This window comes from Arachidicoccus sp. (assembly GCF_050436765.1).
Lineage (GTDB): Bacteria > Bacteroidota > Bacteroidia > Chitinophagales > Chitinophagaceae > Arachidicoccus.
Genome location: NZ_JBNQGD010000086.1, coordinates 1 through 12,695 on the forward strand (window position 1 = coordinate 1; position 12,695 = coordinate 12,695).

Genomic DNA, 12,695 nt, shown 5'->3' on the forward strand with positions numbered 1-12,695 from the left:
GCCCAATTCACTCCTTTAAAATTGGACGTATTACTTATTACGGTATCCACTGTTGCAATAGGAGGTTCTACCGGGCTGACTTCCGGCTGCCCATTTACATTCTTTTGACAAGAAAGGACTGAAACACAACTAAACATTAATAGGAAAATGCTTTTCATTTTATCTTCTTTTATTAAATAGATTAAATATACCTTTAATAACCTTGATTTTGTTCCAATTGATTATTGGACGCCTGAATTTCAGCACGAGGAATCGGTAACCAATATTCTTTGTCTTCAAACTTACGACCATCCAATGCAATTATTTTATTGTATGTAAATGTATCACCAGACTTATTGATAGAAATACCATAAGCCGGTACATTCTCTGTTGAGTCTGCAATTTTCCATCTACGAACATCATAAAATCTTTGTTCTTCAAATGCCAATTCAATTCTACGTTCTTCTCTAATCGCCATGCGCATTTGGGGCTGAGAAAGACCACTAGGTAAAGCTGGCATATTTACGGTGGCTCTAGCTCTAATACTATTAATTGCATTGTATACCGTCGCATCAGGCCCTACTGCCTCGTTCTGCGCCTCGGCATAATCCAACAATATTTCAGCATAACGCAGGTAAATCCATGGCTGATTGCCAGCAACAGACCAAGGATTATCAATGGGATTATTGTCATCCATAAATTTCTTTAAATAATATCCAGTCTTTGACGTATTCCAGTTAGAAGGGCCATCTTTACTATCTTTCCCACCTGGAGTGTAGGTCTGAACTGTGCTTGAACGGTATTGAGCACCATTGTATAAAATGGTAGCATAAAAACGTGGATCTCTATTATCATATGGATGTGTCGGATCATAGCCTGAGGTAGGATCGGTAATGGATTTACCGTTGCTCATTTCATAATCATCTACCAAGTTCTGCAGCGGTACATTACCGCCCCAGCCGTCATATCCGTTAGGCCCGTTAGCGATTTCCAAACATACATGTCTGGCATTGATGGTGTAAAGTCTTTCAAAAATAATTTCATTATTGTTCTCATCTAAAAACAAATTACGATAACCACCTTGAGAAAGGCTATACTTGCCTAAATCCATCACCGCCTTTGCGGCAGCGGCAGCAGCACTCCATGAACCTACATTATAGAGAGGACTAGCAGCATATAAAAGTAACCTTGCCTTTAGCCCTAATGCCGCCCCCTTTGTTGCTCTACCAAGCGCCCAATTACCATCATTATTTAAAGGAAGTAGCGCAGCAGCAGTATCAAATTGAGCAGCGGTATAATTAATGCAATCACTTAAACTTGAACGATGAAAAAGAGCTGTATCTGTGATTAAATTATCGGTTAAGTTATACACCTTATCTCCTGTAAGCACCACTCTTCCGTAATTTCTGATTAAATCAAAATATCTGAAAGCTCTAATAAATTTCAATTCACCTAACAATCTACTACGATGATCCGCACTCATTTGAACTTTATCAATATTTTGGATGGCATAGTTGCATTCTCTGATGCTTCTGTAACTACGACCCCAAATGGTACTAGCTATTCCCAGGTTTTCCGGGGCCAGCTGATCACGTTGTATTAACCAACTGTTGTCGTCGTTATTGTAAATAGACTCATCGGTCACTGAACTCCACATAGAGTATTCAAATCCGCGACCGAAACCGGGAGGAGTGCCCTCTCCTTCTTTGTCTTGCAATTTTACACCTAGATATCGATTAATAACATAATCTTCAAATAAGGAAGAATCTCCGATTATAGATACATCCGACACTCTATCGGTGGGATTAATATTTAAATAGTTTTTTTGACAAGACGAAAGCAACAATGTTATTGTTATCGCTACTGCAGCTATGGTTATATGGAAATACTTTTTCATAAAGAATTAAAATTTGAGGTTTAGACCTACGTTAATGATTTTTTGTTGAGGATAAAACTGCCCACTTCCGCTAGTCCCTTCCGGATCATAATCTTTAACCGGAGAAATAGTGAAAAGATTAAATGCATTTACAAAAACTCTTAGGCTGGAAATATGTATATTTTTCAAAATGGTTTCCGGAATCTGGTATCCTAATTCAACATTTTTTAAACGAACAAAAGATGCGTTATTCAGCCAAAAAGTATTGTTATACAATCCTCCACTTATAGCGCTTGAGGATCTATCGGAAACTTTAGGATAAGTCCCGTTTGGATTTGAAGGACTCCATCGATTATCTGCCCAACTACTATAAAAATTGCCAATACTCCCTGCCTCCGGTAATACATATTGACTAACCTGCGCTTGACCTGCAAATACAGCTGATAGATCAAAATTATGGAAACTGGCATACAGGTTCAACCCATAAGTAATTCGAGGGATATTCCCGTATTTGCTTCTTATCTGATCATCGGCAGTAATTTTTCCATCATGATTGTAGTCCTGATAAATCAGATCTCCCAATTGAGCCCCGGATACATGCGGAATGGAATCTAGTTGCGTTTGTGTTCTGAAAATACCAATTGACTTATATAACAAATAGGTATTTAAAGAGCCTCCAGTTTGTCTCTGATAAGGCAAGGTCCCGGCTGCCTCATCAATAAATATGATTTTATTTTTAGCATAGGTAAAATTTCCAGAAATACCCCAAGAAAAATTACCCGGATGATTATAGCCCAAAGTTCCTTCAAATCCATTATTATTAACTTTGCCAATATTTTCCGATGGCACTAAAGGATCTGAATTATAAGGGTTCACAATGCCGGAGGTACCCGGTAAAGAAGCATTTCTTGTCGTTAAAATGTTAGATCTTTTTTGCCAAAATAGGATTGCTTCTAAAGTAAAGTTTTTCAATATAGTAGCGTTAATTCCCAGATCGGTCTTTCTGGCCGTTTCCCAAGTAATGCCCGGGTTGGCGAGTTTTATAAGGTCAATCCCCGGCGTAATATAATTGCCACTGCCGCTATTCAAAACATAGGCACTATTGAAGGAATAATTTTGAAAATATTGAAATAAACCTACATTGTCATCTCCTAAAGTACCGTAGGAGGCTCTGATTTTTAAATTATCGACGATATCATTTTTGAACCAGTTCTCTTTAGAAATTATGTACCCTGCAGAAATAGATGGGAAATAACCATATCGTTTCTCCGATGGAAAAGTTGATGATCCGTCAACACGAAGCTGACCTTCTAATAAATACTTTTCATCATAATTATAAGCTAACCTACTAATGACACTAGTTCTGGTAAAGTTGTAGCTGCTGCCATAATTGTTTTGATCTGTTGCGGCTGTACCGCCTGCAGATAGTTCGGGTGTTTGCAGCGTTGGAAAATTCATTCTTGAAGCACCAAAAGTTTCAGAATGGTTCTTGCTTTGTTCATAACCTACGAATGCATCTAGATGATGCTTCCCAAAACTATGCACATAATTCAACTTAATGTTGGAGGTAGTTAAAGACTGATTTATCTGCGATTCTGAAAGAGAAGCCTTTCCGGCAGAACCTCCAACAACAACGCTATTATAATTATTAGAAGTTGGGTCATAAGAATAAAGCAAATATGGTTGACTAAATGATTTGTCAAAATTCCAGGATTTATCAGCCGATAAAAATCCATCCAGAGACAATCCTTCAATACCAGGAATACTATAACTTCCTTTTAAAATGCCATTAAAGTATTGTGTTGGATTATGATTCAGGCCTCCAATATTGGTAACCTGTAATGCAGGATTGTTATTTTCAATACCGGTTGTGGGTAGTCCGTTCGGATAAAATGCACCCACTATTGGTTTCCCCCTGTATATTGATCTGAAAATATCTCCCGCGCCCACCTGAGGATATTGTCTGTCTTCATCTCTTCCTGCAAGCGATAAACTTACTTTGAACCTACTGGTTACGTTTGCATCAATATTTGAGCGAAAATTATATTGATGATATTTAGTCGCTCCATTCTTATAGATTCCATTTTGTGAAATGGTACCCAGTGATACAAAATATTTTACGTCTTCATTCCCTCCAGAAACATTAAGGTCATGCTGGCTTTGTGAAGCCACATTTTTTAAAGTTTGCTTTTCCCAGTTCGTATTTGGATAATTCAACAGGTCCGAACCATCTTTAAATTTTTGTATCTGTTCACTGGTATAAGCTTGATTCATTCCTTTACTGGGACTGGCGTAATAGTCGATTTCATTCATAATCTGGGCATAGGTCGCTGCGTCAGCCATTTTAGGCAAGCGAGTTGGAGAACTGAATCCTTGATTAAAAGAATAATTAATAACTGGCTTTCCTAGCGCTCCTCTTTTGGTTGTTACGAGGATAACACCATTTGCAGCCCGGTTTCCATAAATAGCAGCAGAAGCATCCTTCAACACTGTAATGCTCGCAATATCATTGGGGTCTAATCTTTCCAGGCCACCTAATTGTCCCGGAACACCATCCACCACAACAAGCACATCATTGTTACCTGTTGTCGCTAATCCTCGGATGCTAATACTTGAGCCATCATAACCAGGCTCTCCTGAACGATTATCTACAATAATACCCGAGAAACGTCCGGCAAGAGAATTGGATAAATTGGGCTGAGGGCTTTTTACCAAATCAGCTCCTTTTACTTCGGACACAGACCCTGTTAATGTCGCACGCTTTTGTGTTCCATACCCAACAACAACTACGTCATTCAATGAACTGATCTGTGCATTTTTTAGAATAACAGTTAAATTTGTTCGATTTTTAACCGCTATCTTCTGGCTTTCAAATCCTATTGATGTGAAACTTAGTGATGATGAAGGTGATACAGAAATATCAAATATGCCATTAGAATCGGTTATTGTACCCTCTTTAGTGCCGATTAACAAAACAGAGACATTGGCAAGCGGTGTTCCCTCTTCATTTGTTACTTTTCCTTTCAACTCCACCTTATTTTGCGCAATAACGGAGGTTGAAATAAGAAAAGATGAAACTAAGAGAAGACATATGAACCTTGATACAGGTCTTGATTTTCTATTTTCCATTTTAGGAAAAATAAAATTGAAATTCATATAACAAATGATTTTAAAGTTTGTAAACAAATACCATTGCAAGATTGACCCTCGATATTCAAAATTTCGTTACGACTCCGTCGTTTTTTTAATGTTCGCATTTGACTTGATTTTATATTTTAGTGGCTAATAGACAATCTTTGATTTAACCGTTATTATAGATTTTATAAATGATTTCCATAATACACGATTCACACACAATTGTTAGTGCAAATTAACAACCCACCCCGACAAAAGAAGGGGGGAAATTGATAAAAAAGAGGGGGTATTTTCATTATTTTTTAACAGTAGTTCTCTAGAGTCGACATATTATTCTTTTAGATGGAGAAGTATAAATTAGACATTTAGAAAATTATAGAATTGCTGCCTATTTGCTTCAGTTGATTAATTTACACCAAAGTGATTTATCATTCGGGCAAAGACGACGCAATAGAAAAAAACGCACTTGGATGATACATTATTATGGCGCTTTAGCGGGTTACAATAAATATAATAACGCTTAATCAATATTTTCAAAAATTTAAGACATCGAGAATTAGGCAATATTTCTATGCTTTGTTATCTCCACCACAATTAACCAAAAACAGCAGGAGGGCGTCTAAAACCTTAGACGCCCTCCTGCTGTTGAAAAACATAATTAATAAAAGCTTGTCAAACGTTCATCTGTTTGGGGTATTCGTTCCCCAGGCGATATATAATGATGATACGCGTAATAATTGGCCAATGCCAAAACTCTTTTTAAGCACTTTACAATATTTATAAATCAATCTTAATTCTGTATAAGCTTGATATATTCGATAACAAAATAGTTTCCAGGATTACCATTCCCTACTAAATTGCCCAAAAATCCGATGGATACAATCTGCGGACTAGCCAATGTAAAAGAGAAACTTCTTACCTCATCTAAATTGGGAGATGTTTTACCAACCGGCGCTCCATTATACAATAATGTGTAGCCCAAGGAACTGGAAATATTTATGAGAGAAGGTATTCCGCTATTGCCTGCTGCCACTATACAATAAACTGAAGAATTAGATTGAATCTCGGAATAATAGTGGAATGTAATAGTATAATTGCCAGCCGGTAACGGAAGATTAGTCGGTTGATATATTTTCCCATCTGTCACAGGTGTATTACCCCAGGTCTCCCAATTTATCATTCCAGCACTTCCCCACCGTGAATCCGAAGTATATCCACCATTCACACCACCATCTTTATTCATTGCTGCTGCATTGGTAATCCATGGTGCGGCTAATACACCCCATCTACCATCAAAGGAGGCATGTTGAAAATTTGGACCAGTATTAGACAAATATAATTTTGTTACATCTGCCTTTACTGTATGTGATTGAAAAGAAGTAGAAAAAGTATCTATTGAATTTGGTGCAGGCAAATAGGCCGTTTTATAACTAAATGGACTACCTAATTTATAAGCAGGCAATTCCGTCGTTTGTCCGGTAATCTTGGCATTAATTAAAGTATCATGAATCACATCATTGCTGTCCGGATAAGTAATTTCCATGTTTAAAACACCCGCTGCACTATTTACATCTGCCCAAGATATTAGTGCCGATCCATCTTCTTGCATGGAGGCGTCTTCAATTCCTCTATTCACAATTGAACTTTGATATAAGTCGCCAAAAACGCTAGCCGTTTCATAGACTCCAATAGAACTGTTACCTGCTATGTCGTAAGTCTTTATTTCAAAACTCATTTGCCCTTCGGGTAAATTGCTTATGATAATTTTTGCTGTATCTACTCCTGAAGTTCGCTTAACTGACGCCTCAGTGGAATCTTGCCATCCATTCCAAAAAACTCTATATTTTACAATATTAGGATCAGAAGTAAATAGTCCGGTAATCATTACTCTGTTCCTTCCAGATAAGACATGCACCGAATCCATTTTGCCGGTGTATATTATAGATCCATTAGACATATATTCTTTACGATAATCATCAATTTTAGAACAGGCTGACAAAATGCATGTCAGAAGAACAGTAATATAAACTGTCTTATATTTATTAAATTTCATTAATGCTTAAATTTAGTAGTTAATAAAAGGTTTCTTCAATCCTCGCCGTTTCCGCCAACTAATTTCCCCATAATGTGAACTCTGCTATAGTGAGAAAATATGACCCCTGCCAATTGGATAAGCTGCGGATTCTTATGTACCGATAAGCACCTAAACCTGTTGGAAAATCAAATTGCCAACCAGTATATGCGGCAGTTTGATCCGCTGCCGTTTCTGTTTGGTAGGGAGATCCCGAAGGCTTTATCACATGGAATGTTCCCAATTTAGTCCAGGTCGGATCTGATAAGATATCGGGTTCTGGATTAGACAAATCGGGAGAATTGGATCCCCATATTTCGAAGTCTTTAGGGTTACCTCTTACATAATAATTGTTTCCGACCTCCAAATAGGGGTTCACCTGGAAACGGCTAAATGTATGTTGACTACCGAGGTCAATAGTTGCCGTTTGTGGTCCTGTGGCAGCTTCAACAGTAAAATAAGTATGCGGCCAGCCTGGATGGCTATCGCCATCCCACATATAATATTCGTAGCACCAGCCGCCATTGTTTAATATTTGTGCATCGTTAGGTAGCGTTAATGTGTTCCATTTTGATTTGTCGAGCATTTGTTCAAATACCGGCGTCATTGTTTGAAACAAAGTATCAGAATAATGATTCCATTGATCCCTTATCGTAAATGCATATTTACGAAGAACTGAGGGTTGATTATGTATTGTCGCTGAAATCACTGAGTCATTACTGTATACATTATCCATTCCTACTGTTTGCACCCAGGTGCCATTGCCCGAAGTGTCTACCATTGACACAATCGCTAGATTATCATTGGTAGGATTGACACAATTTATGGTAAAGCCACCGAAGGTCGTTTGTATCTTTAAAGACTTCCTAGAAAGAATAAAACCAGGAGTCAATGGATGAACTGTAACCTCAACCGAAGCCGATGCAATACCACTTGAATTTATGGAAACCAATTTTACAATATGTGCTAATGTATCTCCAAAGCCATTTAACGTTAAGGTATTTGTATAACGAGATGCCGTTGCTTCAGTAATAACTCCCGGAGAAGTTTCATAATCGGCCTTAATATAAGAAAGATCCTGATTTTTGGGCAGCGTGTAGGTAAGGACTGCCTTACCGTTCTGATTCGACACTTTTATATTTGTAACTACATCTGGTGCTTGGTTATTTGTAACCACTGGCTTATTTAGCGTTTTTTGTGTACAGTTGCTAAACATTAATCCAAAGCACAGTAAGGAGATATAGTTTATTAATTTCTGTTTTTTCATATTATTTTTTTACAATATCAATAATTTCAAGTATTACCAATTGGGATTCTGAACAAGATTAGGATCATTTAATAAATCATTGCCTTCAATGGGGAATAGGTAATCTCTTGGAGCTACAAAATGTCTAGTATAATAGGTCAACTGGCGGTAGTATAAATCAGGAGTTCGACCGGTTCTATCCCAACCTGTAATATTGCCAGTGAGCTCGGTAGCTGCACGCTTCCACCTTAATAAATCCCAATAACGATCGCCTTCAAAGCAAAGTTCTATACTTCTTTCTCGTTGAATAATCGAGCGCATTCCGCTTTGAGTTTTATATTTTCCTGGATTGGTACTATAATTATCCCAAGAATACTGAACTGTATTTAGTCCGGCTCGAGCTCTAACAAGGTTTATATATTTATAGACATCGGCTGTGGGTGTTGGATTAGCTTCATTTAGCGCCTCCGCATACAATAGATACAAACCTGCTAACCTCATTTCAGGGTAAGGATAAGGAGGAAAAGTGCCGGTATTCCAATCCATATGCCAGTTAACTATTTTTTTCATGAAATAACCGCAAATGGGGACGGGTGAGTTCTGGCCAAATTCTCCAGCACGCGAAAAGAGATAAAAAGTATTCTCGTCTGTCTTTGAGGGACTATTTGCCATGTACCAAATAGATCGGTCGAAGCCTAAGTCAGCATAAAAACGAGGCTCTCTATCAAAATTTAATCTGGCGGTGATTTCTCCTTCTTTTATATTAAAACGTTCATCATGTGTGGCCACTCTTAATTCTGAAATATTGGAAAAATTAAGCGTTTTATCTTCATCAATTGGCACACCGTTTTTAGTATAAAACATTTCAGCACATTTGATCGTAGGTCCCATTGCTGCTGAACCATAAGTAATACCACCGTTTGCAATAAAAGTGCGATCAAAAGGAGCAGCGCCCATTCTTTGAAAGAACGAATTAAAACCTCCGACATTATTTGTGGTCAATCCCCAAATAAGCTCACTATTCCATGGTTCACTCATAGAATTTCGAATGCTCATTTGGGTCATTGTCGTGTCGGATAGTGCATAAGTTTGCTGTGGGAAAACATACAAAGAAATTCCTTGTGCGGCGCACAAATCAATTGCAGCTTTGCAGGCTGCAGCTGCTCTTTGCCATTTTGTAACGCTATAAGTAGCGTTGAAAAGAAGCGTCCCGTCTTTATCTTTGAAAGCATTATAATCTGAATTGCCATTAAACAGAGGGCTAGCCGCAGTAACTAATAATTTCGCCTTAAGGCTTAATGCAATAGGCTTCGTTATACGTCCAAGTTCAGATGCAGTATTTGTGATAGAAGCGGGTAAATTTACGGCTGCCGAATCTAATAAGTTAGAAATATAATTTACCACACTGTCAACTGGTTGCCTTTTTACTTGAGTTTCGGCCAAAGGTGCATTGATTGGTAAATTCTTATCAATAATCGGGATAGGCCCGTACGCTCGAAATAATATAAAATGGTAAAATGCTTTAAGAAATTGTGCTTCAGCGATCCATCTAATTCTAGTATCTATATCAAGATCGGGAATTTTAGATCTATCGCTAACATTTTCAATAAATATATTGCAATCTCTTATAGCTTTGAAATTCGCATTAGCATCTCTTGTACCATCCCAATAATTTGCTATTGGGTTCGATGTGTTTTGACCGCCTCTAGGTAGTTCTACCACATTTGTAACCCGCATATTAATCGCGTTGTCTTCAATCCATACTTCGTCTCCGTTAGTGAGTCCAACGTTGTAGGTAGGGTCAACATCGATAGGCATATAGGAGTAACAAGTCATTAAATATTTCTCAGCCTCTACCTTTGAAGTAAACGCGTTGTCAATAGTCGCTATGTTATCGGGGACAACATTTAGAAAAGATTTTTTACAGGATGCGCAACAAAACACAAATAAAACCATTAAAGCAATTTGTTTTGCACCGTCCATCAGATTTCGGCGGCTTCTGGTTTTTTTTATTTTGTAATTATGTATTTTATATTTCATAATAATATATTTAATTTTTAAACTTAGAATCCTATTTGAATACCAATATTTGCTACTTTTTGAATGGGATAACCGAGTCCAGAACCACCCATTTCCGGATCCCACAATTTAAATGCACTAAAGGTTAATAGATTAGTACCATTTAAATATATGCGACTACTTGTTAAGTGAAACTTCTTTAAAATTTTGGAAGGGACGTTATATCCTAGTTCAGCCGACTTCAATCTCATAAAGGCCCCATTTCTTAACCACCAAGAAGAAGATTGATCATTATTATCAGAAAAAGTGCTATTAAGCCGCGGCCAAAAAGCATACGGATTTCTATTATTATCTGACCAATGATCTTGGGAAACGATCTGAAGTAATCCATTTTGATTGGCAAAAGGTGTAATATTAGCAGGATTAATCATAAAAGAAGTTCGCCCTACTCCTTGAAAAAATGCGCTTATATCAAAGTTTTTATATCCAACTGAAAATCCAAATCCATATAATATTTCAGGCACAGTTGGCTGACCTAGTGGAACATAATCATCCGTGGTAATTTTGCCGTCGTTATTTATATCTCTATATTTAATATCTCCGGCCAATATATTTCCAAACTGAGTTGGAGAATTGCTTACTTCAATGTCATCTGTAAAGAGTTTTTCAGCTACGAGTCCATACATTTGGTTCATTGAATGTCCCACTTTTGACAGATTCGCGTCTGCGGTAGAATAGTCTGGTTCTTCATTTACCAATACTTTGCTCCTTGCATAAGTAAATGTACCACGGGCTTGAATCCAAAAAGAGTTGCCGAACGTTTTATTATAATCAAGTGCAATATCAATTCCTTCGCTAGACGCCTTGCCCGTATTGGAAGATATAGCAGTTTGTAAGCCCATAGTTGTCGGAATCGTACTTCTAGTCATTAATATATCACTTCGATATTGTCTATAAGCATCTACCGTTAGTTTTAGGTCATGTAAGAATGTCGCATCTAAACCGATATTGGTTTGTCTGGATTGTTCCCAAGTGATATCTGGATTTGCATACCGATTTATATATACCGTAGGCCGACTATAAGTAAAATTCGTACCAAAATTACCCACGGATGTTCCATCTAAACCAACTTGAGACAAGTAAAAAAACCTATCATTATCATTCCCAATTTGATCATTCCCTACCAGACCATAAGTAAATCTAAATTTAAGTTGATTAACTACTTTTAGTATTGGTTTGAAAAATTGCTCATTAGAGACAACCCAACCGCCACCTATTGAAGGGAAAAAACCAAAGCGATGATTGGCCGCAAACCTTTCCGAACCATTGTATCCAAAATCATATTCAATCAAATATCTATTATCGTAACCATAAGTAAATCTTCCTGAAACTCCCTCATTTCTAGAAGGTAACGATAATTGTAATGAGGGCGCATTTCCCGTAAGATAGTTTCTTACTGTACCAATCAACATCGCTCCAAAAGCATGTTTCTCATTAAATACTCTTGAATAATTAACAGCAGCTTCAGTATATATTGTGGTGTTTACTACATTAGAGCCTGGTAAATAAGTGAGGTATTCGGTAGGCACAGGAAAAGGATTTCCAGCGCTACCATCATTGATTAAGGATATGCCATTTAATTCTCCATTTACAATATTTCCACTATAATAATACGGGCTAACCTGCCGGGATACCGAGAAATAAGCATATCGTGTTGTGTAAGACATTATTCTAGCGGATAATCCCCTTGTAATCATATTTAAATCTTGGTTCAAGCTTAATTGGGCAGTCATAGTACTCGTATTATAGCTTTGAAATCCTGATAAAGATTGCGCATATGGATTGTTGTATAATGAATTTGTGGTACCGGTCATAATAGCATTCCCAAATAAAGGATGATGAACATATGGTAATAAATCAGATGGATAAACGGCAGGGAAAGCCACTGGGTTGCTCCATAAAGCACTATTATAAACACTTGTTCCTCCACCAATTGGTCCGTTATAGCCATCAAATTGTCCTTTTAAACTGACAAGTGCCGTCGTTGATTTAGTAAGTTTTAACGTAACATTGGATAGGATTGAATAAGATTGGAGTTTGATATTATTATTAAAGCCATTCAAAGAATTTTCTTTTAAGTTCCCATTATCCATATTATATGTCATCGCCAAATAATATTTTGCTTTCTCGCTTCCCCCGCTAATATTTAAATTAGTTCTTAAATTGTTGGTAGAGTTCTTTATTAGTTCCTTTATCCAATCATTATTGGGGTATAACAAAGGATCGTCTCCTTTGATTGTATGATCAATCTTCGTTTGTAGATAGGGCAATGGGCTTAAAGGGCTTCTGGTCAATACGGACTCATTGGC

The 12,695-nt window shown here is 37.3% G+C and carries 6 protein-coding genes; all 6 read right to left on the bottom strand.

Annotated features, from left to right (window positions below):
• Positions 1–193: 193 nt before the first annotated feature.
• Positions 194–1,876, bottom strand: a complete 1,683-nt coding sequence (locus ACQR30_RS03645) for a RagB/SusD family nutrient uptake outer membrane protein (RefSeq protein ID WP_429731401.1) — start codon at positions 1,874–1,876, stop codon at positions 194–196.
• A gap of 6 nt (positions 1,877–1,882) precedes the next feature.
• Positions 1,883–4,888 (bottom strand): SusC/RagA family TonB-linked outer membrane protein, encoded by a 3,006-nt coding sequence (locus ACQR30_RS03650; protein ID WP_429731415.1) that lies wholly within the window; start codon positions 4,886–4,888, stop codon positions 1,883–1,885.
• A gap of 892 nt (positions 4,889–5,780) precedes the next feature.
• Positions 5,781–7,043 carry a DUF4998 domain-containing protein gene (locus ACQR30_RS03655; RefSeq protein ID WP_429731404.1) on the bottom strand — a complete coding sequence of 421 codons (1,263 nt, stop codon included), beginning with the start codon at positions 7,041–7,043 and terminating at the stop codon, positions 5,781–5,783.
• Positions 7,044–7,101: 58 nt separating this feature from the next.
• On the bottom strand, positions 7,102–8,328 hold the full coding sequence (locus ACQR30_RS03660) for a DUF5000 domain-containing lipoprotein (RefSeq protein ID WP_429731406.1): 1,227 nt from the start codon (positions 8,326–8,328) through the stop codon (positions 7,102–7,104).
• A gap of 33 nt (positions 8,329–8,361) precedes the next feature.
• Positions 8,362–10,347: a RagB/SusD family nutrient uptake outer membrane protein gene (locus ACQR30_RS03665; RefSeq protein WP_429731409.1), complete on the bottom strand. Its 1,986-nt coding sequence runs from the start codon at positions 10,345–10,347 to the stop codon at positions 8,362–8,364.
• Positions 10,348–10,370: 23 nt separating this feature from the next.
• Positions 10,371–12,695: SusC/RagA family TonB-linked outer membrane protein (locus ACQR30_RS03670; RefSeq protein ID WP_429731412.1), on the bottom strand; the 2,325-nt coding region annotated here is incomplete at its 5' end.